This is a genomic window from Comamonas sediminis (assembly GCF_041107495.1).
Classification (GTDB): Bacteria; Pseudomonadota; Gammaproteobacteria; order Burkholderiales; family Burkholderiaceae_C; genus Comamonas; species Comamonas sediminis.
Genome location: NZ_JBGBDC010000013.1, coordinates 56,575 through 76,084 on the forward strand (window position 1 = coordinate 56,575; position 19,510 = coordinate 76,084).

The following is a 19,510-nucleotide window of genomic DNA, read 5'->3' on the forward strand; positions in this document are numbered from 1 at the left end:
TTTGCCTGCGGCGGCCGGTGCCGCACGCGCCTCAGCGCTTCAGAGGCATGCGATCAGGCCAGCGCCTCGGCCGGGCCAAAGAACTCATAGCGCACCTGGGCATCGGGCACGCCCAGCTTGCGCAGCGAGGCCTTGACCGAACGCATAAAGGGCTTGGGGCCCAGAAAGTACACATCGGCATCGCGCGAGGCCGGCAGCCACTGGCCCAGCAGGTCCTCGGTCAGACGGCCCTGGGCAGCGACCGCCTCGCCGTCGGCCACCTCCTCGTACACATAGAGCGGCTGCAGCTGGCTGTGCGCCTGCGCCAGCGCATCGATCTGCGGGCGGAAGGCATGCACGGCACGGCCCCGGGCGCAGTGGATAAAGGTGACCGGGCGGTCGGTCTGCAGCGCGGCTTCGAGCATCGGCAACGTGGGGGTGATGCCCACGCCGCCGCTGATCAGCACCAGCGGGCGCTCGCCCGCCTGCAACGTGAAATGGCCGGCCGGTGCAAACAGCTCCAGGGTGTCGCCCACCTGCAGATCATGCAGGTAGTTGGAGACCTTGCCGCCGGGCTCGCGCTTGACGCTGATGCGGTAGCTGCGGCCATTGCTGGGCGCGGACAGCGAGTAGTTGCGGCGCTGCTCGGTGCCACCCACGATGGCGCGCAGGCCGATGTACTGGCCCGGCTGGTGGGCAATCACGGCCTTGCCGTCCACCGGCTCCAGATAGAAGGAGCTGATCTCGGCGCTCTCGGCCACCTTCTGCACCAGCTTGAAGCCGCGCGCACCGCGCCAGCCGCCTTCGGCATGGGCGATGTCGTCATAGGCCTTGGCCTCGGCAGCGATCAGGATGTCGGCCAGCTGGGTGTAGGCAGCGGCCCAGGCATCGATCACCGCATCGGTGGCAATCTCGGCGCCCAGCACCTCGCGTATCGCACGCAGCAGGCAGCTGCCCACGATCTGGTACTGGTCGGGCTGCACCTGCAGCGCCACATGCTTGTTGATGATCTGCGCGGGCAGGTCGCCCAGGTTCTCCAGCCTGTCGATGTGCTTGGCGTACATCAGCACGCTGTGGGCCAGCGCGCGGGGCTGGGCGCCGCTTTGCTGGTGGGCCTGGTTGAACAGCGGGCGCACCTCGGGGTACTCGCTCAGCATCATCTGGTAGAAGTGCGTGGTCAGCGCCTCACCGCCGGTCTCCAGCAGGGGGACGGTGGCCTGGATGATCTGTTTTTGGCTATCGCTCAGCATCTAACTCTCCTTGCATGTGGTTGTTCTTGGTAGTGCATGCATCGTGCCAACACCAGGTTTGTGGAATATCAATACCTTGCACAATGCATGCAGTCATACTGACCACTGGTAAATGCTGTGTTTTTGACACCCCGAGTCGTTTTGACATCCTCCAAAATCCTCCACGCGGTGATTCCGCTGGTCGCCGATCTGGCCCAGGAACTGCCCGAGCGCGAGCGCCTGCGCCGCCTGCTTGCCGCGTTGCGCACCCTGCTGCCCGCCGATGCGGTGGCGCTGCTGCGCCTCAACGGCGAATGGCTGGAGCCGGTGGCCATCGATGGCCTGGTGCCCGATACCCTGGGCCGGCGCTTCAAGGTGGCCGAGCACCCGCGCCTGGCCCAGTTGCTGGCCGCCGGCCAGGCCATGCGCTTTGCACCCGACAGCCCCCTGCCCGACCCCTATGACGGCCTGATCACCACGCCGGGCGAGCTGCATGTGCATGACTGCATGGGCTGCGTGCTGCAGACCGGCGGCCTGGCCTGGGGCCTGTTGACCCTGGATGCGCTGGAGCCCGACCGCTTTGCCGGTGACAATGCGCTCGAGCTGCTGCAGGCCTTCAGCAACCTGGCCGCTGCCACCGTGGCCACGGCCGAGCGGGTGCAGCAGCTGTCCCAGGCCGCGCGCAGCGCCGCTGCGCCGGCACCGCGCAGCCCGGGCGCGGACCGCAGCCGCCAGATCCTGGGTACCAGCCCGGCGATCCGCCAGCTGCAAAGCAGCATTGCACTGGTCGCCGCCAGCGATCTGTGCGTGCTGATCACCGGCGAGACCGGCACCGGCAAGGAGCTGGTCGCCCAGGCCGTGCATGCGCTATCGCCGCGTGCGGCGCAACCGCTGGTCAGCATCAACTGCGCCGCGCTGCCGGACAACCTGGTCGAGAGCGAGCTGTTCGGCCATGTGCGCGGCGCCTTCACCGGCGCATTGAGCGAGCGGCGCGGCAAGTTTGAACAGGCCCAGCACGGGACCTTGTTCCTCGACGAGGTCGGTGAGCTGTCGCTGGCGGTGCAGGCCAAGCTGCTGCGCGTGCTGCAAAGCGGCCAGCTGCAGCGCCTGGGTTCGGACCGCGAGCACCAGGTCGATGTGCGCGTGATCGCCGCCACCAACCGCGACCTGGCCGCCGAGGTGCAGGCCGGCCGCATGCGCGCCGATTTCTACCACCGCCTTTGCGTCTACCCCGTCGTGGTGCCGCCGCTGCGTGCGCGGGACAGCGACACCCTGGTGCTGGCCGGCTGCTTTCTCGAAGAGAACCGCGCCCGCCTGCAGCTCGGCGGCCTGCGCTTGGATGCCGCCGCCCAGGCCGCCCTGCTGCGCTACCCCTGGCCCGGCAATGTGCGTGAGCTGGAGCACTGCATCAGCCGCGCCGTGCTCAAGGCGCTGAGCCGCACGCTGGGCCAGCGCAAGGACAGCGCCAGGCCACGCATGCTGAGCATTGGCGAGGAAGACCTGTGGGATGGCGCCGCCGCCGCACCGCTGCCGCCCGGCCAGCAGGCAACGGGCCGCATCGCGCCGCTGCCAGTTGCCGACGTGGCCGACGGGCCAGCCGCCAGCGCCGGGGCCTTGGGCCTGCGCGCCCAGGTGGAGCGCTACGAGCGCCAGCTGCTCAGCGCCAGCCTGGCCCGCCATCACGGCAACTGGGCCGCAGCCGCGCGCGAGCTGCAGCTGGACCGCGCCAACCTGCAGCGGCTGGCCAAGCGCCTGGGGGTGGAGCGACACTAGGCGGGATAACATCCGCACATGAGCCCCATGAAAAAGAAAAAGCTCGGCCATTCAACCGACCTTGTACCGCACCCGCGCTATGGGAGTGAACCGATTCCATCGGATGTAAAAGGCGTGTCAACAGAGGCAATTTTGCGATGCCATTGGTCCTATCGGTCCAGCGAGATCTTTCCCGATGCTGATGGCGGATACCAGCAAGCAAAACTTCAACGTTTTCCCGCGCGAGTGCTATGTCGACATGCGCAAAATCTGTCGTAGCTGCCAACGTCCCTTCATCTTTTTTGCAGCCGAACAAAAGCACTGGTTTGAAGTGTTGCAGTTTTATGTAGACGCCGACTGCGTGCATTGCCCCGAATGCCGTGTTCAGCGCATCGCTGCCAAACGCGCGTGTCAACGCTATTCCTCTTTGATTCTGCTTGCCAAGCCCACTCCAGATGAGTTGCAGCAATTGGTAGATGCATCGGTTTTGCTACATGCGCAAGGCACACTCAAGAGTCGTAATCGCTTGGGCAAGCTCAAAAATGCTGCGCTCCGGCTGATTCCAGATTACCCGGGCACCTTGGCCCTGATTGATGCGCTGGGAAAAAAGGACGCATTGCCACCCAACCAAGGGAAAGGCATCTAAACAAAAAGCCTCCGCGCCAGCAAGACGCGAAGGCTATGGAGCTGAGAACCGGCTGTTGGGGGACCGGGGTTTACTGGCCCTTGATGCCCAGCAGTTCCACTTCAAAGTTCAGCGTGGCATTGGGCGGGATCACGCCGCCAGCGCCACGGGCGCCATAGGCAATCGAGGCCGGGCAGGTCAGCTTGGCCTTGCCGCCGACCTTCATCAGCTGCACGCCTTCGGTCCAGCAGGGGATGACACCTTGCAGCGGGAACTCGATCGGCTCACCGCGCTTGTAGGAGCTGTCGAACTCCTTGCCGCTGTCAGGGAAGGTGCCTTTGTAGTGCACCTTGACGGTATCAGTTTCCTTGGGGCTGGCGCCGGTGCCGTCCTTGATGCTTTCAAACACCAGGCCGCTCTTGGTCGTCACAGGCTTGCTCTGTGCCTGGGCCAAGCCGGCGGTCAGGGCGATGGCAGCGAACAGGGCGCTGGCAGTCAATGCTTTCATGGCGAAATCCAATCGAATGTTCTTCAAACAAAACCAGCATTCTGCACCTGGATGGCAGGCGCAGAATGCGTTAAAAACACAAGTTAACCCTTGATACCCAAACCATCGAGCGCCTGGCGCAGATGGCCCACGGTGCGCTCGACGTTATGCCATTTGTCGAGGCCAAACAGGCCGATGCGGAAGGTCTTGAACTCCGGCCCTTCATCGCACATCAGCGGCACGCCGGCAGCGGTCTGCAGGCCCACGCTGGCAAATTTCTTGCTGTTCTGGATCTCCGGGTCGGTGGTGAAGCTGACGACCACACCGGGCGCCTCGAAACCGGGCGCCGCCACGCTGGGAAAGCCCCGCGCCTTGAGCAGAGCGCGCACCTCTTGGCCCAGCTGGGTCTGCTCCTGGCGCAGTTTGTCCAGCCCATAGGCCTCGGCCTCCTGCATCACCTTGCTCAGTTGCACCAGCGAATCGGTGGGCATGGTCGCGTGGTAGGCATGCTGGCCTTTTTCGTAGCCTTCGGCAATCTGCATCCACTTCTTCAGATCGCAGGAGAAGCTGCTGCTCTTCGTATCCTCGATCGCCTTGCGCGCACGCTCGGAGAGCATCACCATCGCGCAGCAAGGCGGGCCGCTCCAGCCCTTTTGCGGCGCGGTGATCAGCACATCGACACCGGTCTTTTGCATGTCCACCCAGATGGCGCCGCTGGCCACGCAGTCGAGCACCATCAGTGCGCCGACCTCGTGCGCGGCGGCGCTGATGGTCTGGATGTAGCCGTCGGGCAGCACAATACCGCTGGCCGTCTCGACGTGCGGGGCAAACACCACCTGGGGCTTTTCGTTGCGGATCGCAGCGGCCACTTCTTCGGCCGGGCAAGGTGCCCAGGCATCCTGCGGGCCGCTGCCCTGGGGGCGGGCCTTGCAGATCACGGCACTGCCGCCCAGGCCGCCTTCTTCGAAAATCTGGGTCCAGCGGTAGCTGAACCAGCCATTGCGCACGATCAGCACCTTGGCGCGGTTGGCGAACTGGCGCGCCACCGCCTCCATGCCAAAGGTGCCACTGCCCGGCACGATCACCGCCGTATGCGCATGGTAGGTGGTCTTGAGGATGCGCAGCACCTCACCCATCACACCAATGAAGCGGTGCGACATGTGGTTGAGCGCGCGGTCGGTGTAGACCACCGAAAACTCCAACAGGCCATCGAGGTCAACGTCGGGTAGCAATCCTGGCATGGGGGTCTCCTGTCTATTTGAGGGGGTACACAGAACAATCGGGGGCCAGCTTAGCACGCAGCACCATGCGCTGCCGCCGGGCCGGCGGGTAGGCAGATGGCGCCGTTCAATGGGCGCTGCCGTAGTCGCGCTGGCCAAAGATGCCGCTGCCCACGCGCACCATCGTCGATCCGGCCTGCACGGCGGCCTGCAGATCGGCCGTCATGCCCAGCGAGATGGTGTCCCACTGCGCCAGCTGCGGCAGGCCCAGTGCGGCGATGCTGTCGAACACCGCCTTGACCCGCTGGTGCACGGCCAGCTGGGCGGCAAAGTCGGGCACGACATCGGGGATGCTCATCACGCCCCGCAGTTGTAGCTGGGGCAGTTGGGCCACCTGCTGCACCAGCGCCGCCACCTCGTCCGGCGCCACGCCGGACTTGGTGATGCCGCCATCGACATTGACCTGGATGCAGACCTGCAACGGCGCCAGCTGCGCGGGCCGCTGGGCGGACAGGCGCTCGGCGGTCTTGAGCCGGTCCACCGTGTGCACCCAGTCAAAGTGCTCGGCCACCAGCCGCGTCTTGTTGCTCTGGATCGGGCCGATGCAGTGCCACACCAGGCCCTGGTCTTTCCAGGCATCGTGCTCGGCAAAGTAGCGGATTTTCTCCACCGCTTCCTGGATGTAGTTTTCGCCAAAGGCGCGCTGGCCGGCCTCGGCCGCCTGGGCAATGGCATCGACGCCAAAGGTCTTGGAGACGGCCAGCAGCTGCACGCCGTTGCCGGGGCGGCCGCAGGCCTGGCAGGCGTTGTCGATTTGCAGGCGAACCTGCTGAATTTTTTCGGAAATCGTGCTCATAATGTAAAAATATGCACTGCCTTGGAACGTGTTGACCACGAGGCCTTGCACTCAAAGCGTACCAAAACAACGAGGGAACTGCAGTGGATATCACCCAATTGCTGGCATTCAGTGTCAAAAACAAAGCGTCTGACTTGCACCTGTCTGCAGGCCTGCCGCCGATGATCCGGGTCCATGGCGATGTGCGCCGCATCAATGTCGATCCGCTGGACCACAAGCAGGTCCATGCGATGGTCTACGACATCATGAGCGACGCCCAGCGCAAGCAGTACGAAGAATTCCTCGAAGTCGACTTCTCGTTCGAGATCGAGGGCCTGGCGCGTTTCCGGGTCAACGCCTTCAACCAGAACCGCGGCTCGGGCGCCGTGTTCCGGACCATTCCGAGCAAGATCCTGACCCTCGAGCAGCTCAACGCGCCCAAGATCTTTGCCGACCTGTCGCTCAAGCCGCGTGGTCTGGTGCTGGTGACCGGGCCGACCGGCTCGGGCAAATCCACCACCCTGGCGGCGATGGTCAACTACCTCAACGAAAACGAATACGGCCACATCCTGACGGTGGAGGACCCGATCGAATTCGTCCATGAATCCAAAAAATGCCTGATCAACCAGCGCGAGGTGGGGCCGCAGACGCTGTCGTTCAGCGCCGCACTGCGCTCGGCGCTGCGGGAAGACCCGGACGCGATTCTGGTCGGCGAAATGCGCGACCTGGAAACCATCCGCCTGGCGATGACCGCGGCAGAAACCGGCCACCTGGTGTTCGGCACCTTGCACACCTCCAGCGCCGCCAAGACCATCGACCGGATCATCGACGTCTTCCCCGCCGAAGAAAAGGAAATGGTCCGGGCGATGCTGTCCGAATCGCTGCAGGCGGTGATCTCGCAGACCCTGTGCAAGACCAAGGACGGCCAGGGCCGTGTGGCCGCGCACGAGATCATGCTGGGCACGCCGGCCATCCGCAACCTGATCCGCGAGGCCAAGGTGGCGCAAATGTATTCGACCATCCAGACCAGCAACAGCATGGGCATGCAGACGCTGGACCAGAACCTGACCGACCTGGTGCGCCGCAATGTGATCAGCCCGGCCGAGGCGCGCAGCAAGGCCAAGACGCCGGAGAACTTCCCGGGTTAAGCATCGCGAAACACGCCGGAAGAGCTTATTCATTGAATAACTGACAAACGGTTGCACGAAGGGCACCAGCGGTCATTGCCAGTACCGCAGGTGCCCTTTATGCTTTGCGGGATCAAAGGAGACCATGGGCCATGAACCGCTTGCATTCCGCATCCCCGGCAGACGAGCCCGCCGAGGCTGATACGGGCTTCTTCCTCCATGGCTTCCAGCAGGCCAGCACGTCGCAGGCGCCCTATGTGCTCTGGAGCCAGCGACGCAAGGCCATCCATGCCCAGCTTCTGGCACCGGCCGACCCCGCCACCGCGCTGCGCATGGTCTGGGCGCAGGATGCCGCGCTGTCCCTGCTGCAATCCCCGTTCATTGACCAGATGGTGCAGTACCTGGAGTTCTACCAGGTGCCCGCGCTGCAAACCCTGATCCAGCAAGGCGAGCTGGGCGACTACATGCTGATCGTGCTGAGTGGCCAGGTCCGTGTCGAGCGCCAGCTGGCCAGCGGCCAGACCGTGCACCTGGCCGATACCCACCCTGGCGAGGTGCTGGGGGAAATGTCTCTGTTTGACAGCAGTCCGCGTTTTTCTTCGTGCATCACCACCACCGACTGTGCGCTGGCTGTGCTGAAGGCCGATACACTGGACGCCATGATGGAGTTGGACGCGTCCACGGCCGCCTATTTGCTGGCCTTGTTTGCGCGCAAACTCTCCACGCGGCTGCGGCAGACCAGCGCCCGGATAGAGCCCTGAGCCTCTCAGGGCGCCCGTCCTCGGGGCGTTTCTGTTGCATAAGCAACAATAACGGAGCCAGAGAGGATTGTCATGGAACGGGATCAGGCCAGTAAGTTCATCAACGACCTGTTGAAGCTGATGGTGCAGCGCAATGGCAGCGATTTGTTCATCACCGCTGATTTTCCGCCGGCGATCAAGATCGATGGCAAGGTCACCAAGGTCTCCAGCCAGCCGCTGTCGCCCACCCACTCGCTGACCCTGGCCCGCTCGATCATGAGCGACAAGCAGGTGGCCGAGTTCGAAAAGACCAAGGAATGCAATTTCGCGATCTCGCCCGCCGGCATCGGGCGTTTTCGGGTCAACGCCTTCATGCAGCAGGGCCATGTCGGCCTGGTGCTGCGGACCATTCCACTGACCTTGCCGACGATCGACGGCCTGGGCGTGCCCCAGGTGCTCAAGGACCTGGCGATGACCAAGCGCGGCCTGTGCATCATGGTCGGCGCGACCGGCTCGGGCAAGTCCACCACGTTGGCGGCCATGGTCGACTGGCGCAACGAAAACTCCTACGGCCACATCATCACCGTGGAAGACCCGGTCGAATTCGTCCACCCGCACAAGAACTGCATCGTGACCCAGCGCGAAGTGGGTCTGGACACCGACAACTGGGAAGCGGCGCTGAAAAACACCTTGCGCCAGGCTCCGGACGTCATCCTGATGGGCGAAATCCGCGACCGCGAAACCATGGAACACGCGGTGGCGTTTGCCGAAACCGGTCACCTGTGCCTGGCCACCCTGCACGCCAACAGCGCCAACCAGGCGCTGGACCGGATCATCAACTTCTTCCCCGAAGAGCGCCGCGCGCAGCTGCTGATGGATCTGTCGCTGAACCTGCGCGGCCTGGTGTCCCAGCGCCTGCTCAGCAAGCAGGACAGCAAGGGCCGGGTCGCGGCGGTCGAGGTGATGCTGAACTCACCCTTGATCTCGGACCTGATCTTCAAGGGCGAGGTCAACGAGATCAAGGAGATCATGAAGAAAAGCCGCAACCTGGGCATGCAGACCTTCGACCAGGCGCTGTTCGACCTGTACGAGGCCAACATGATCACCTACGAAGATGCGCTGCGCAACGCCGACTCGGTCAACGACCTGCGCCTGCAGATCAAGCTGGGCAGCCAGCGCGCCAAGCGCAGTGATCTGGCCGAGGGCACGGAGCACCTGACAATCGTTTAAGCTGTCAGCGTTTTGGGTTTTCAGCGACACGGCACCCAGGCCCGCCTTGGGTGCCGCTCTTTTTGGAGTCACCGCAATGGCATCGAGTATTCAAGCACGCAGCTATGACAGCACCCCTTCCCTGAACGTCGCCTTTTTGGGCCTGGGCGTCATGGGCTACCCCATGGCGGGCCACCTGGCCCAGGCAGGCCATGCGGTCACCGTCTACAACCGCACCGCGCAAAAGGCGCAAAGCTGGTGCGAGGAATTCGCCAGCTCCAAGGCCCCCCGCCATGCCGCCACACCGCGCGAGGCTGCAGCCGGCGCCGACATCGTGTTCTGCTGCGTCGGCAATGACGATGACCTGCGCTCGGTCGTGCTGGGCGCCGATGGTGCGCTGGCCGGCATGAAGCCTGGCGCCATCTTTGTGGACCACACCACCGCCTCGGCCAATGTGGCCCGCGAGCTGTATGCCGCCGCCCGGGCCCAGGGCCTGCACTTTATCGATGCGCCCGTCTCCGGTGGCCAGGCCGGTGCAGTCAATGGCCAGCTCACCGTCATGTGCGGTGGCGATGAGGCCGTGTTCAACAGCGTCAAGCCGGTGGCGATGGCGTTCTCGCGCGCCTTTACCCTGCTGGGCAGCAGCGGCGCGGGCCAGTTGGCCAAGATGGTCAACCAGATCTGCATCGCCGGTGTCGTGCAGGGCCTGTCCGAGGCGATTGCCTTCGGCATGAATGCCGGCCTGGACATGCCCCAGGTGCTGGACGTGGTCAGCAAGGGTGCGGCGCAAAGCTGGCAGATGGAAAACCGGGGCAAGACCATGGTCGAGGGCAAGTTCGATTTCGGTTTTGCAGTGGACTGGATGCGCAAGGACCTGGGCCTGGTGCTGGACGAGGCCAAGCGCAATGGTTCGCGCCTGCCGCTGACCGCGCTGGTGGACCAGTTCTACGCCGATGTGCAGCAATCGGGTGGCAACCGCTGGGATACGTCGAGCCTGATCACCCGCCTGGGCAAGAAGGCCTGACCGCCCCCCAGAATGCAAAAAAGGCCGCTGATGCGGCCTTTTTGTTGTGTGCCGAGCAGGCTCAGGGCTTGGTCGTGAACCCATCGTTGAGCGGCTGCACCGGCGTCGTGTTGACCGGCGAGGTGGTCACACCGGTCGACACCGGTGCGGCCGCAGGCGCTGCTGGTGCGGCCGCTGGCGCGGGCACGACGGTCGCTGCCGGGGTGCTGATGGCCGATGCACTGCTGTCGTTGACCACCGGTGCGGCATTGCCGGTGCTGCGGTTGTTGCTCAGGGACTTGAGCTCGTCTTCACTGATGATCTCGAAAACGCGCACGACCTTTTGCACATTGGCCACGCCCCGGGCGATTTCTGCAGCGCGCTTGGATTCGCGCTCGGTCACGCGGCCCATCAGGTAGACCACATTGCGCTCGGTCAGCACCTTGATGGCGCTGGAGCTGAGGTCCTTGGCATCGATGATGCTCGCCCGCACTTTGCCGGTGATCAGCGTATCGGTCGAACGCTGCGACAGGCTGGAGTTGAACATCACCGCCACATCATTGACCACGGTCTTCACGTTCTGGGTGGCCTTGGCCGCTTCCTCGGCCTTTTGCTTGAAGGCTTCGTTCGGCGCTTCCCCCGTCAGCAGCACCTGGCGGTTGTAGCTGGTGACATTGATATGCCCGTCATTGCCGGCACGCTCGCGGATGGCGCTGGCCACGCGCAGCTCAATGCTCTCGTCCTCCACCTGGATCCCGGCGGTGCGGCGGTCGATCGCCATCACCGTGCCACCGACGGCGGCGCCGCCGATCACCAGCGGAATGCAACCCGAGACGGTCGCAGCGACCGTTCCAGCCGCCACCAGACTCAGCGTCAATCGCTTCCAAGACACAGGCATCATTCCTCTTCTCCTAACAATTGGGTATCGATTCCGTCAATCAGGCAGTGCAGCACCAGCTGGTGCACCTCGCGCACGCGGGTGCTGCGGTCATGGGGCACGCGCATCAGCACATCGGTTTCGCTCAAGGCATTGGCCAGCAACCCGCCGGTGCGGCCGGTCAGCACCACGGCGGACATGTCGCGCTCATGCGCCGCTTCCACCGCGCCGAGCAACGCCCGGTCATGGCCATCAGCGCTGATGACCAGCAGTAGATCGCCGGGCTGGCCCAAAGTTCGCACCTGGCGCGCCAGGGTCTGCGTGTGGCCTTCGGCCGTCAGGCTGCTGCCCAGCTGGGCCTGCGCCAGCGCGCCGTTGTCGAGCACCATCGCGGCCAGCTCGGGGCGCTCGCGCTCCATGCCGCTGACGCACATCGCGGCGAACTGCGCCGCCTGCGCCCAGGACAGGCCATTGCCGCAGCACATCACCTTGTTGCCGCTGGTCACACAGGCGAGCAGCGCGTATACCGCGCTGGCGACGCTTTCGCTCATCTCCTGTGACACCTGGTAATGGAGATCGGCGCTATCGATAAAGTGCTGTTGGATGTGTTGCTCAAGCATGGAGGCCCGATGATAACCTTGGCAGGTTTCCCCCTGGGGCCGGGATGATGACTTTTCTCAGCCCCAAGCGTATGCAAAGCCCGGCAACTGCGCGCTTCAGGACCCTTTGCAAAACCCTTGCAAGACCCTTGCCCACCGGGATGGACGCGGATCGCCCAAGCCCCCGTTGAGACCACGGCAAGGCGTTTTGCAGAGCGTCCTCAGCCCCCATCGGGCACATCAAAGGCGGCCCGCAGCCAGACGATCTCCTGCTCGACCAGCACCGCATCAAAACGGCAGGCCGGCTGCTGGCGCAGGCTGGCCAGGTAGTGCCGGGCGGCCAGGATGATGCGCCGCTGCTTGGTGCCGCCGATGCTGCCGCCCGCACCGCCAAAGCCGCCGTGCTGGCGCTGGCGCACCTCGACAAACACGACGGTGCCATCGCGCTCCTGCATCACCAGATCGATCTCGCCGCCGCCGCGCCCGGGCGTGCGGTAATTGCGCGCCAGCGGGCGCAGGCCTTGTTGTTGGAGATAATGGAGCGCGGCATCTTCTGCCCGCTGGCCCCGCAGCTTGCTGTTGTCCGCCCCTTCGCTGGCGGCCTGCGGCAATGCGGCAGGCGCGCGAGGGCTGCGCCATTTTTCAAGGATCTTCCACGGTGTCTGCATCTTTCACCTCCGCTTTGCAAGCAGCCCAGGCTGCAGCCGGCACCCAGCACTACCCTGCCTCCACCTTGTACGTGGTGGCCACCCCCATCGGCAACCTGGCCGACATCACCCTGCGCGCGCTGCATGTACTGGAGCTCGCCGATGCCGTGGCCTGCGAGGACACCCGCCACACCCACAGCATGCTACGCGCCTACGGGGTTGGCAAGTCGGGCGGCCAGCTGATTGCGGTACACCAACACAATGAGGCCGAGGCGGCCGAGCAGGTCATCAGCCGCCTGCAGCAAGGCCAGCGCATCGCCTATGTCAGCGACGCTGGCACCCCCGGCGTCAGCGACCCGGGCGCACGCCTGGCCGCCGCCGTGGCGCGCGCGGGCCTGCGCGTCAGCCCCTTGCCCGGCGCCAGCAGCGTCACGGCGCTGGTCAGCGCTGCGGGCGCGGTCGCCGGCGAAGGCGCCAGCAGCGGCTTTGCGTTCATCGGTTTTCTGCCGACCAAGGCGCAAGAGCGCCAGCAGGCCGTGGCCCAGCTCGCACAAGACCCGCGCACCCTGGTGCTGCTGGAAGCGCCCCACCGCATTGCCGACCTGGCCCAGGCGTTGGCCGTGCTGCAGGACCGGCCCGTGACCTTGGGCCGCGAGCTGACCAAGCAGTTTGAGGACATTGCCACGATGCCCGCAGCCGATGTGCCCGCCTGGCTGGCGGCCGACCCGCACCGCAGCAAGGGCGAGTTTGCGCTGCTGCTGCACCCGCAGGCGGTGCAGACCGATGGCCTGGCCGATGCGCACCGCGTGCTGGCGCTGCTGCTGGCCGAGCTGCCGACCAAGACCGCCGTCAAGCTGGCCGCCGACATCACCGGCGCGCCGCGCAATGCGCTGTATGACACGGCGCTGGCCTGGAAGCGCGATGCCGAGCAAGCCGGCGGCTGACCGCCGTTGGGGCGTCTAGCGCTCAGGGGAAATCACAGCGCCTGGCCGTGCACCAGGCCCGCCGCCACACCACCGAACAGATCGCCCTCGACCTGTGGGGTGTCCGGAAAAACCTGGGCCAGCGCGGCTCGCAGCGGCTGCAAGGCCGACGAACCACCCGTCAGGTAGATCGCATCGATCTGGCCCTGCTGCAAGCCCGCCGCCTGCACACAGTCGAGCGCGCATTGCGCGACCTGGGCCAGCAAAGCCTGCAGGCACTGCTGCAGATCGGCGGGCCAGACCTCGGGGCTCAGGCCCGGCTCCAGCCAATCGACGTCCAGCTTCTGCACGCTCTGCTGGTTCGACAGGCCGATCTTGGTCTCCTCGACCGCATTGGCCAGGCGGTGGCCCCAGTGCTCTTGCAGCAAGCGCACCAGCCGGTCGTGCAGCGCGGTGTCGCTGTAGCTGCTGCGCAATGCCTGCACCTCGCGCTGGCGCTGCGGGCTGTACAGCCACTGGATCAGGTGCCAGGTGGAGAGGTCATGGAACACCGCACTGGGCACCTCGCGCCCGCTGGGCCCCACATGCTGCAGACCCAAGAGCGGCATGGCCGCCATCAGGCTCAGGCGCCGGTCAAAGTCGGTGCCGCCAATGTGCACGCCGGTGGTGGCGAGGATGTCGCTGCTGCGCTCGGGCTTGTTGCGGCGCTGCGGGCCCAGGCGCACCACGGTGAAGTCCGAGGTACCGCCGCCAATGTCGACCACCAGCACCAGCGCTTCATGGGCGATGCGCTGCTCATAGTCCAGCGCTGCCGCAATCGGTTCGAGCTGAAAGCGCACATCCTGGAAGCCCGCTGCCTGCGCGGCCAGCTGCAGCGCGGTTTGCGCGGCCTGGTCGCGCCCGGCGTCCTCGTCGACAAAATGCACGGGCCGGCCCATGACCACGGTGCTGGGCAGACGGCCAATCTGGCGCTCGGCGGTGGCGGCCAGCTGCTGCACAAAAAGCGCCACGATGTCCTGGTACGCGACCAGCTTGCCATGCACCACCGTCTTCTCCTGCATCAGCGCGCTGCCCAGCAGGCTTTTGAGCGAGCGCATCAGCCGGCCTTCGGTGCCTTCCAGATAGCGCGATACCGCGTCGCGCCCATAGTGGGTGCTGTGGTCCTCGGTGTTGAAGAACACGGCCGTCGGCATCGCTTGCGAGGCGCCCTCGGCCTGCAACAGCGTGGACGGTCCGGGCGCAGCCAGGTCGGGCTTGAACGCCATGGCGGAGTTGGAGGTGCCGAAATCAATGCCCAGGATGGCGGGTGCAGATGACATAAAGACCAGGTCCGACGGGGGAATCGGACGAAAAAACAAGGCATGCAGACTGCGCAGAATGCAGACAAGGTGCCGGTAAAAAAAGGGAAAAGCCTCTGCCCCCTTGCGGGAACAGAGGCCCAAATGCGACTGGCCTGACACGGAGCCGGCTGACCCAGGCGTGCGCTGCAAGAACCTGTGAACCATGCTTGTGCGCCGCGACGGGAAAATTATAGGGCAAGCGCATGCGGCGACTACGGGCAAACCATAGCTTGTACTGATAGGCCCATACACAGACTTTTGCACTGCTGCTATGCTCTGCGCTCCCTGCACTACCGCTGGCGCCCGCTCGCCCCTGCCTCCCATGCAAGTCACCCACAGCATCGCAGAACTTCGACAAGCGCTGGCCGGGCGCGGCCGGCCCGCCTTCGTGCCCACGATGGGCAATCTGCATGCGGGCCATATCTCTCTGGTGCACGAGGCCAAACGCCACGGCGCGGTGACGGTGGCGAGCATCTTCGTCAACCGCCTGCAGTTCCTGCCCACCGAAGACTTCGACAGCTATCCGCGCACCTGGGAGAGCGACTGCGCCCAGCTGCAGGAGGCCGGCTGCGACATCCTGTTCGCACCGCTCGAGAAGGACCTGTACCCCGAGCCGCAGCTGTTCAAGGTGCAGCCCGACCCGGCACTCGCCGACATTCTGGAAGGCGCGTTCCGGCCCGGTTTTTTCACAGGGGTCTGCACCGTCGTGATGAAGCTGTTCAGTGGCGTGTTTGCCACCACCGGCGGGGGCGCGGCCATCTTTGGCTGGAAGGACTACCAGCAGCTGATGGTCATCCGCCGCATGGTGGCGCAGTTTGCGCTGCCCATCGAGATCATCGGCTGCCCTACCGCCCGCGCCGGCGATGGCCTGGCGCTGAGTTCGCGCAATGGCTACCTGAGCGCGGCCGAGCGCCAGCAGGCCATGGCCCTGTCCCGGGCGCTGCAGGCACTGGCCCGCGCCGCCCGCAACGCGCCGCACAACCTGCCTGCGCTGGAAGCGGAGGCCATGCAGTCGCTGCGTGCCCAGGGCTGGGAGCCCGACTACCTGACTGTGCGCCAGCGCCACAACCTGTTGGCACCTGACGCCAGCGAGGCGGCCAGCGCTGCGCTCGTGGTGCTCGGCGCCGCTCGTCTGGGCAGCACGCGCTTGATCGACAACCTGGAGTTTTGACGCAGCGCGGCCACCCGCTGGCCGCTGCGCAGGGGCAGAGGCGCATGCACCAGGCCCGATGCCTGCTATACGCCATTCTGTGCCGCTGACGCTCTGTCTTTAATAGCACCTGAGCGCCACACCGGGCGCTGCACCCTGCAGCACCCTGCTGCACCGGTGGATGACAATTGTTTGCCTGGGCGACGCCGTTCTGCCCAAAAAACAGACATATCAATTCATCAATCGACGGTACATTTTTATTCGAAGTCTCAATTCATAACAGCGGCTCTGTGCGCCCAGCCGGCCTGCAGCAGTTGCTCGCAGGGGGATTTTTACGCCCTGATCCGCCCCCTCCGGCCCGCCGCTGCTGCGGGCTGCCCCTAGCGGATCTTGGTGTTGCCGGGCGGCTCGTAATGCTGGCCGGGAAAGAAGACCCGCTCGATCTCGCGCAGCGAGCCTTCGCCCAGCGAGCGGATCTTCAGCAGATCCACGGGATAGGCCGCTCGCAGCTGCTCCGGGGTGGTGATGCCGCCGCGTGCCAGTGCGCGCACGATGGCCACCGGCAGCGATCCATTGAGACAGGAACCCGACACAAAAGGAAGCACCGCCAGGGTATGCGACGGCATGTAGGCGTGGCCGGGAAAGAACGCCTTTTCAATTTTGCGCAACCTCAGCAAGCCGATACCTTTGAGCGTCAGCAGCTGCTGCGGGTATGCCTTGCGCACGGCCTCTACGCTGTCTATCCCGTTGCGCGCCAGGATCCGGATGACCGAGGCAGGCAACTTTCCGTCTAACGGAGTCGAAGGGGGAGACGCAGAACCATTTGCCATATGGATGAGATCATAATTATCTTCGCTTAATGGTGTTTTGGATTGTCTTTCGGGATTTCATCGGCTCAAACCGCTGGCCGTCGAAGAAGACGGTCTCCACTTCCCGCAGCGCCTTGATGCCAAAGCCGGTGATGTCCACCAGCCGCCGTGGATAGGCGGCCACCAGTTGCTGCACGGTCTTGATGCCATTGCGCCGCAGTGTGATCAGCACGCGGCGGGAGACCAGCCCTTCGAGCGACGTGCCTTCCAAGTCCTCGGTCTCGATCGGGGGAGGCACCGGGGGCTCGTAGCGCCGGCCGGGGAAGAGCAGCTCTTCGATCTGCCGGAAACGCACCGGCCCCAGGTAGTGGATCTTCAGCAATTTAGCGGGGTACAGCGCCACGACCTGGTCCACCGTCGTGATGTCGTGTCTGGCCAGCAGCTTCCACAGATCGGGTGGCAGCAGATCTTGCAGGGGCCGGTCCGCCTGGACGGGCAGGATGGAGGGGGATGTAGTCATCTGTAACCATCGTATCGCCTTGGCCTTGCAAAATATTACACAGAGGGGTCAGATGAGATTTGTTGACATGTCTTATACAGTCGGTCGCATGTCAGTATGCCCTGCCCGCCCGGCGCGCCCCGTGCCGCTTGCGCGTTCCGGCAGGCGTCAGGGGCTGGTGCCAGCGGCTCTGCGCTGCGCTGTTTCCTTGCGCCTGGCGGTGCTGGCCAGGTACAGCGTTCCCAAAATGCACAGGCTCAGCGCCGGCCATCCCACCACCCACAGGCCCAGCAGACCTTCGGCAAAAAACAGCAGGCAAATGCCGAGCTGGTTGCGGCCCAACCGGCGGCGCGCAGCAGAGGGCATGGCTGCAGTCGGCGTGGCCGCTGCAACGCTGGGTGGGCGCGCCAGCTCCTTACGCCCCTGCATTTCAGGGGCCAGGCTGCTGTGGCGATGTTGCGGGGCATGCGGCATGGTGTTGAGTCCTCCGGTACGGTGGGGTTGACGATGTGCAGCCGTGGCCTTGCGCCCGCGGATCCCGATCGCAGCGCGCACGTCGGCCTCGGCCCCGAATATAGTGAAATTACATTGGATTCCACAAATTGAATTCTGGCCCCTTTCCGCTCCACACACAACCATATCTGTTGGATTTCAACTAGACAGATATGATCAACAAGAAGCTGGCCGAGCAGCCCTTGGCTCAACTCTTGGGGCAACGCATTGCCGAGCTGCGCAAGTCGCGCCGGTGGACGCAGGCGCAATTGGCAGAACGGCTGCATGTGGAGCCGGAGACCATCAGCCGCTTTGAGCGCGGTGCATCCGCCCCGTCACTGCATACGCTGGAGAACCTCGCGTCGGTACTGCGGGTCAGCATTGGCGACCTGCTGGTCCACAGCTCCACCGCCCCCGATGATCAGGCCATGCGCATCAGCGCATGGCTGTCCGAGTTGAAACCGGCCGACCGTGCCTTTGTCACCGGCATCGTGCAGCAGCTTTGTGAGCGCTTGCGTTCGCCTGGGGATTGAAAGCGGACGTTTTCACGCACTGCCTACGCGGCTCACCTGCACTGGGGATCAGACAAATAGCGGCAACCTGACTGGGAATACTCGGCTGCAACACTCCTCAGACAGTGCCATGCATGCGCTTGGCTGTCGTCACGTATTTCGTGACGACAGCCTTTGAAGAAGTCGTGACACTCGTGGCCTGCCCCCTTCTCTTCCTACGTTTCAAGGTGGGGGCGAATGGAGGTTGAAAGAATATGGCCGACACGACCCAGTCCATCACCAGGCTCGTTGGGGATCGCATTGCAGAGTTCAGAAGGTCACGCAAGTGGTCACAAGCCGAGTTGGCATGCCGCCTGCAGGTCGCGCCCCAGACCATTCGCCGTCTTGAATGTGGCACTTCAACGCCTTCGCTGCAAATGCTGGAGAATCTCGCAGCGGCGCTGGACGTGTCTATCAGTGACCTGATCGTAGAACGGCCAGCCGCCCTCGATGACCAAGCCGTGCAGATCAGCGCATGGCTGTCTGCGCTAGAAGCAGCGGACCAGACGCTTGTCACAGGCGTCATACAGCAACTGTGTGAGCGCATGCGTGAACGTCGCGACAAACACTGACAAACCACTCTTAAAAGAAGCAAGCATGACTGCCACCTCCTGGCGACCACCCCAGCACATCAAAGTCAAGGCCCTTGGCCTGCACTGGCGCAATGGCAAACTGCTGGCCGCCGAGGTCGCCGATGACGAAGGCCGTCTGACAGGGGTGCGCCCTCTGGGCGGCAGCGTGGAGTTTGGCGAGCGCTGGCAGGATGCGCTCAAACGCGAGTTCATCGAGGAGCTGGAGGTCGAGGTGGAAGTTCCAGGCCCGCCCCTCGTGATGGAGAACATCTACCGCCACCACGGGGCCGTTGGCCATGAGGTGCTGTTCATCACCGAGGTGGTGTTTGATGCAGCACGCTTCGCCCATCTGGACAACATCCGCTTTCGCGAAAACAGCGGCAGCGTGTGCACGGCACGCTGGTGGGACGTGGCTGCGCTGGATATGCCAGGCGGCCCGGCACTGTTCCCGGCGGGGCTCAAGCAGGCGCTGCTGTCCGCGGCAGACGGCTCCACCCCACGGGCCCAAAGACGCAGCCCCTAGACGCAAAAAAGCCCATCGCAGGGGATGGGCTTCAGAATGCGTTTGGTGGCCTGGCGCGGAATCGAACCACGGACACGCGGATTTTCAATCCGCTGCTCTACCAACTGAGCTACCGGGCCAACACAAGCTAGCATTATAGCCTGAGCGGAGAGCCTGGCCGGCAACTTGGGGGCAATTGCTGCGCATCCGATGCCTTGCGCATACAAGAAAGCCTCTGAACCATGTCTGGTGCAGAGGCTTGTTGTTTTGGTGGCCTGGCGCGGAATCGAACCACGGACACGCGGATTTTCAATCCGCTGCTCTACCAACTGAGCTACCGGGC

Annotated in this window: 21 protein-coding genes, 1 tRNA gene and 1 pseudogene; 11 read left to right on the forward strand and 12 right to left on the reverse strand. The window is 64.5% G+C overall.

All coding sequences use genetic code 11. The features are described from left to right. Positions 1–53: 53 nt before the first annotated feature. Positions 54–1,229, reverse strand: a complete 1,176-nt coding sequence (gene hmpA / locus AB7A72_RS23235; RefSeq protein WP_369461289.1) for an NO-inducible flavohemoprotein — start codon at positions 1,227–1,229, stop codon at positions 54–56. A 141-nt stretch (positions 1,230–1,370) separates the two neighbouring features. On the opposite strand from hmpA, the gene norR reads away from it, so the two are divergent. Continuing rightward, positions 1,371–2,981, forward strand: a complete 1,611-nt coding sequence (gene norR / locus AB7A72_RS23240) for a nitric oxide reductase transcriptional regulator NorR (protein WP_369461290.1) — start codon at positions 1,371–1,373, stop codon at positions 2,979–2,981. Positions 2,982–3,156: 175 nt separating this feature from the next. Continuing rightward, complete coding sequence (locus AB7A72_RS23245; RefSeq protein WP_369461291.1) at positions 3,157–3,606, forward strand: zinc-ribbon domain containing protein; 450 nt, start codon at positions 3,157–3,159, stop codon at positions 3,604–3,606. 70 nt (positions 3,607–3,676) lie between these two features. Here the strand turns inward: AB7A72_RS23245 and AB7A72_RS23250 are convergent, their stop codons facing one another. The 3 genes from AB7A72_RS23250 to AB7A72_RS23260 form a co-directional block, all read right to left on the reverse strand. Beyond that, the gene (locus tag AB7A72_RS23250) at positions 3,677–4,093 is read right to left on the reverse strand and encodes an FKBP-type peptidyl-prolyl cis-trans isomerase (protein WP_312417570.1); all 417 of its coding nucleotides are present in this window, start codon (positions 4,091–4,093) and stop codon (positions 3,677–3,679) included. Positions 4,094–4,176: 83 nt separating this feature from the next. After that, on the reverse strand, positions 4,177–5,313 hold the full coding sequence (locus AB7A72_RS23255; RefSeq protein WP_369461292.1) for a pyridoxal-phosphate-dependent aminotransferase family protein: 1,137 nt from the start codon (positions 5,311–5,313) through the stop codon (positions 4,177–4,179). 106 nt (positions 5,314–5,419) lie between these two features. Further along, on the reverse strand, positions 5,420–6,148 hold the full coding sequence (locus AB7A72_RS23260) for a YggS family pyridoxal phosphate-dependent enzyme (protein ID WP_369461293.1): 729 nt from the start codon (positions 6,146–6,148) through the stop codon (positions 5,420–5,422). Between the two features lie 83 nt (positions 6,149–6,231). Here AB7A72_RS23260 and AB7A72_RS23265 point away from each other — a divergent pair, with 83 nt between their 5' ends. From AB7A72_RS23265 to AB7A72_RS23280, 4 genes are all read left to right on the forward strand, one after another. Continuing rightward, complete coding sequence (locus tag AB7A72_RS23265; protein ID WP_239810360.1) at positions 6,232–7,275, forward strand: type IV pilus twitching motility protein PilT; 1,044 nt, start codon at positions 6,232–6,234, stop codon at positions 7,273–7,275. A gap of 131 nt (positions 7,276–7,406) precedes the next feature. Beyond that, on the forward strand, positions 7,407–8,015 hold the full coding sequence (locus AB7A72_RS23270; RefSeq protein WP_239810359.1) for a cyclic nucleotide-binding domain-containing protein: 609 nt from the start codon (positions 7,407–7,409) through the stop codon (positions 8,013–8,015). Between the two features lie 72 nt (positions 8,016–8,087). Continuing rightward, complete coding sequence (locus tag AB7A72_RS23275) at positions 8,088–9,224, forward strand: PilT/PilU family type 4a pilus ATPase (protein WP_239810358.1); 1,137 nt, start codon at positions 8,088–8,090, stop codon at positions 9,222–9,224. Positions 9,225–9,300: 76 nt separating this feature from the next. Beyond that, on the forward strand, positions 9,301–10,227 hold the full coding sequence (locus tag AB7A72_RS23280; RefSeq protein WP_239810357.1) for an NAD(P)-dependent oxidoreductase: 927 nt from the start codon (positions 9,301–9,303) through the stop codon (positions 10,225–10,227). Positions 10,228–10,444: 217 nt separating this feature from the next. On the opposite strand, the pseudogene AB7A72_RS23285 reads toward AB7A72_RS23280, so the two are convergent. The 3 genes and pseudogenes from AB7A72_RS23285 to AB7A72_RS23295 all read right to left on the reverse strand — a co-directional run. Next, positions 10,445–11,104: pseudogene (locus tag AB7A72_RS23285) on the reverse strand (BON domain-containing protein); the annotation flags it as partial. Next, positions 11,104–11,703, reverse strand: a complete 600-nt coding sequence (locus AB7A72_RS23290) for an SIS domain-containing protein (protein ID WP_239810356.1) — start codon at positions 11,701–11,703, stop codon at positions 11,104–11,106. The gene AB7A72_RS23290 and the pseudogene AB7A72_RS23285, both read right to left, overlap by 1 nt. Before the next feature lie 200 nt (positions 11,704–11,903). Further along, on the reverse strand, positions 11,904–12,350 hold the full coding sequence (locus tag AB7A72_RS23295; RefSeq protein ID WP_239810355.1) for a YraN family protein: 447 nt from the start codon (positions 12,348–12,350) through the stop codon (positions 11,904–11,906). Here AB7A72_RS23295 and rsmI point away from each other — a divergent pair. Further along, on the forward strand, positions 12,341–13,273 hold the full coding sequence (gene rsmI, locus AB7A72_RS23300; RefSeq protein ID WP_239810354.1) for a 16S rRNA (cytidine(1402)-2'-O)-methyltransferase: 933 nt from the start codon (positions 12,341–12,343) through the stop codon (positions 13,271–13,273). The two genes, AB7A72_RS23295 and rsmI, sit on opposite strands and share 10 nt — an antisense overlap. Before the next feature lie 32 nt (positions 13,274–13,305). Here the strand turns inward: rsmI and AB7A72_RS23305 are convergent, their stop codons facing one another. Beyond that, positions 13,306–14,571 (reverse strand): Hsp70 family protein, encoded by a 1,266-nt coding sequence (locus tag AB7A72_RS23305; protein ID WP_369461294.1) that lies wholly within the window; start codon positions 14,569–14,571, stop codon positions 13,306–13,308. 343 nt (positions 14,572–14,914) lie between these two features. Between AB7A72_RS23305 and panC the strand changes: the two genes are divergently transcribed. Next, complete coding sequence (gene panC, locus AB7A72_RS23310) at positions 14,915–15,763, forward strand: pantoate--beta-alanine ligase (RefSeq protein ID WP_369461295.1); 849 nt, start codon at positions 14,915–14,917, stop codon at positions 15,761–15,763. Positions 15,764–16,122: 359 nt separating this feature from the next. Here panC and AB7A72_RS23315 read toward each other — a convergent pair whose 3' ends face one another. From AB7A72_RS23315 to AB7A72_RS23325, 3 genes are all read right to left on the reverse strand, one after another. Further along, positions 16,123–16,524 carry a helix-hairpin-helix domain-containing protein gene (locus AB7A72_RS23315; protein WP_239810350.1) on the reverse strand — a complete coding sequence of 134 codons (402 nt, stop codon included), beginning with the start codon at positions 16,522–16,524 and terminating at the stop codon, positions 16,123–16,125. A gap of 64 nt (positions 16,525–16,588) precedes the next feature. Continuing rightward, positions 16,589–17,071, reverse strand: coding sequence for a DNA-directed RNA polymerase subunit alpha C-terminal domain-containing protein (locus tag AB7A72_RS23320; RefSeq protein ID WP_239810349.1), 483 nt, complete (start codon positions 17,069–17,071; stop codon positions 16,589–16,591). A 147-nt stretch (positions 17,072–17,218) separates the two neighbouring features. Continuing rightward, positions 17,219–17,524, reverse strand: coding sequence for a hypothetical protein (locus tag AB7A72_RS23325; RefSeq protein ID WP_369461296.1), 306 nt, complete (start codon positions 17,522–17,524; stop codon positions 17,219–17,221). Positions 17,525–17,715: 191 nt separating this feature from the next. Between AB7A72_RS23325 and AB7A72_RS23330 the strand changes: the two genes are divergently transcribed. The 3 genes from AB7A72_RS23330 (at position 17,716) to AB7A72_RS23340 (ending at position 19,188) form a co-directional block, all read left to right on the forward strand. Further along, positions 17,716–18,075: a helix-turn-helix domain-containing protein gene (locus AB7A72_RS23330; RefSeq protein ID WP_369461297.1), complete on the forward strand. Its 360-nt coding sequence runs from the start codon at positions 17,716–17,718 to the stop codon at positions 18,073–18,075. A gap of 233 nt (positions 18,076–18,308) precedes the next feature. Continuing rightward, positions 18,309–18,665, forward strand: coding sequence for a helix-turn-helix domain-containing protein (locus AB7A72_RS23335; RefSeq protein ID WP_312531189.1), 357 nt, complete (start codon positions 18,309–18,311; stop codon positions 18,663–18,665). A gap of 25 nt (positions 18,666–18,690) precedes the next feature. Continuing rightward, positions 18,691–19,188 carry an NUDIX hydrolase gene (locus AB7A72_RS23340; RefSeq protein ID WP_369461298.1) on the forward strand — a complete coding sequence of 166 codons (498 nt, stop codon included), beginning with the start codon at positions 18,691–18,693 and terminating at the stop codon, positions 19,186–19,188. Between the two features lie 43 nt (positions 19,189–19,231). Here AB7A72_RS23340 and AB7A72_RS23345 read toward each other — a convergent pair. Next, a tRNA-Phe gene (locus tag AB7A72_RS23345) sits at positions 19,232–19,307 on the reverse strand. Positions 19,308–19,510 lie beyond the last annotated feature (203 nt).

What these genes read in the sequence shown, in the direction of transcription:
- hmpA (WP_369461289.1), bottom strand. Translation starts at nt 1,229, where the DNA reads ATGCTGAGCGATAGCCAAAAACAGATCATCCAGGCCACCGTCCCCCTG.
- AB7A72_RS23320 (WP_239810349.1), bottom strand. Translation starts at nt 17,071, where the DNA reads ATGACTACATCCCCCTCCATCCTGCCCGTCCAGGCGGACCGGCCCCTG.
- AB7A72_RS23270 (WP_239810359.1), top strand. Translation starts at nt 7,407, where the DNA reads ATGAACCGCTTGCATTCCGCATCCCCGGCAGACGAGCCCGCCGAGGCT.
- AB7A72_RS23260 (WP_369461293.1), bottom strand. Translation starts at nt 6,148, where the DNA reads ATGAGCACGATTTCCGAAAAAATTCAGCAGGTTCGCCTGCAAATCGAC.
- AB7A72_RS23295 (WP_239810355.1), bottom strand. Translation starts at nt 12,350, where the DNA reads ATGCAGACACCGTGGAAGATCCTTGAAAAATGGCGCAGCCCTCGCGCG.
- AB7A72_RS23325 (WP_369461296.1), bottom strand. Translation starts at nt 17,524, where the DNA reads ATGCCGCATGCCCCGCAACATCGCCACAGCAGCCTGGCCCCTGAAATG.
- panC (WP_369461295.1), top strand. Translation starts at nt 14,915, where the DNA reads ATGCAAGTCACCCACAGCATCGCAGAACTTCGACAAGCGCTGGCCGGG.
- AB7A72_RS23275 (WP_239810358.1), top strand. Translation starts at nt 8,088, where the DNA reads ATGGAACGGGATCAGGCCAGTAAGTTCATCAACGACCTGTTGAAGCTG.
- AB7A72_RS23255 (WP_369461292.1), bottom strand. Translation starts at nt 5,313, where the DNA reads ATGCCAGGATTGCTACCCGACGTTGACCTCGATGGCCTGTTGGAGTTT.
- AB7A72_RS23330 (WP_369461297.1), top strand. Translation starts at nt 17,716, where the DNA reads ATGATCAACAAGAAGCTGGCCGAGCAGCCCTTGGCTCAACTCTTGGGG.
- AB7A72_RS23250 (WP_312417570.1), bottom strand. Translation starts at nt 4,093, where the DNA reads ATGAAAGCATTGACTGCCAGCGCCCTGTTCGCTGCCATCGCCCTGACC.
- AB7A72_RS23340 (WP_369461298.1), top strand. Translation starts at nt 18,691, where the DNA reads ATGACTGCCACCTCCTGGCGACCACCCCAGCACATCAAAGTCAAGGCC.
- AB7A72_RS23305 (WP_369461294.1), bottom strand. Translation starts at nt 14,571, where the DNA reads ATGTCATCTGCACCCGCCATCCTGGGCATTGATTTCGGCACCTCCAAC.
- AB7A72_RS23290 (WP_239810356.1), bottom strand. Translation starts at nt 11,703, where the DNA reads ATGCTTGAGCAACACATCCAACAGCACTTTATCGATAGCGCCGATCTC.
- AB7A72_RS23280 (WP_239810357.1), top strand. Translation starts at nt 9,301, where the DNA reads ATGGCATCGAGTATTCAAGCACGCAGCTATGACAGCACCCCTTCCCTG.
- AB7A72_RS23245 (WP_369461291.1), top strand. Translation starts at nt 3,157, where the DNA reads ATGCTGATGGCGGATACCAGCAAGCAAAACTTCAACGTTTTCCCGCGC.
- AB7A72_RS23335 (WP_312531189.1), top strand. Translation starts at nt 18,309, where the DNA reads ATGGCCGACACGACCCAGTCCATCACCAGGCTCGTTGGGGATCGCATT.